2 protein-coding genes are annotated in these 1,280 nt (G+C 34.1%); both read left to right on the top strand.

The window, feature by feature from the left end:
• Positions 1-199: 199 nt before the first annotated feature.
• Positions 200-973, top strand: coding sequence for a hypothetical protein (locus ACFIKU_RS09735; RefSeq protein WP_273783654.1), 774 nt, complete (start codon positions 200-202; stop codon positions 971-973).
• 197 nt (positions 974-1,170) lie between these two features.
• A partial coding sequence (locus ACFIKU_RS09730; RefSeq protein WP_375657383.1) for a single-stranded DNA-binding protein occupies positions 1,171-1,280 on the top strand: 110 nt, incomplete at its 3' end.

Below are 1,280 nucleotides of genomic sequence, written 5' to 3'. Positions count from 1 at the left end.
ACATAATTTTATATGTTAAAAAACAATAATATCATTTTGAAATAATTGAATAAATATGCAAATTATGCTAAGATTTTATACGTTTTAAAGTGCAAATCTAATGGGGCTACAAATATGCTAAATAAAGTGACGTTAATCGGGTGCCTCTCTTTAAACATCTCATTAAAATTTTATTGAATATTAGATTAGGGAACTACCTATGACCAATACAACTATATCTAAAAAATATGAAATTACTGACGAAATCAAAGAAGTTTGCGATGCTGATACACGTCAACCTAAACACTTTTATCGCATTCGTGCATTAAGAGATTTCGATGATGTCAAGGCGGGGGATCTTGGCGGGTTTATTGAAAAGGAAAGCAATTTATCCCATGATGGCAATTGCTGGGTCTATGATGATGCTATAGTTGCATATGATGCTATTGTTAGTAAAAATGCAAAGGTACGTAATGAAGCCGCCGTTGCTGGTAATGCGAAAGTTTATGATAATGCTATAGTGAGTGGTAAAGCTAAAGTTTATGGTCATGATACCCATGTTTATGGCAATGCACAGGTTTCTGATAATGCGAGTGTTAATGGTAGTATGTGGGTTCGTGGTAAGGGAGTCGTTCATAGCACGTGCGTGGTTAATGACAATGCCAAGGTTTATGGTGATGCAAAAATTTGTGGTCAAGTTTGTAACAATGCCGTGGTTTATGGGAAAGCCTTTATTGCTGTAAATGCAAAAATTTATGACAATGCCAAGGTTTGGCATAGTGCTGATGTGAGTGGCTTTGTTTATGGCAATGCAAAAGTATCAGGGTCTGCTTATATATATGAGGGTGCTCATATTTTTGATAATGCAAGAGTTTATGGAAAAGCGGTTGTTTACAAAGATGTCAAAATTTATGGTAACGCCGCTCTTAAGGAAAAGAAAACATTTCGTGATGATGTTTGTAGTAATGATGCCATTAGTGAAAAAACAGCGTAAATAACGGCGCGGGGGGCTCCTGCTTTAAAATAGAAAGCCATGTCATTTGCGTGGTGTGGCTTTATGTTTATCAAAAGATAAAAACATAATTTTATATATTAAAAAACAATAATATCCTTTTGAAATAATTGAAAAAATAAGCAAATCATGCTAAGATTTTCTATGTATTAAAATACAAATTTAAGGTAAGAAAAAACATGCTAAATAAAGTGATGTTAATTGGGCGTTTAGGTGCTGATCCCGAAAGCAAAACAATGAATTCTGGAGCAGAAATAGTCAATTTTAGTATAGCAACTTCTGAGAGCTA

Origin of the sequence: Bartonella sp. CM120XJJH (genome assembly GCF_042194715.1) — a bacterium.
Classification (GTDB): domain Bacteria; phylum Pseudomonadota; class Alphaproteobacteria; order Rhizobiales; family Rhizobiaceae; genus Bartonella.
This window is presented reverse-complemented; position numbering and strand designations above follow the sequence as displayed.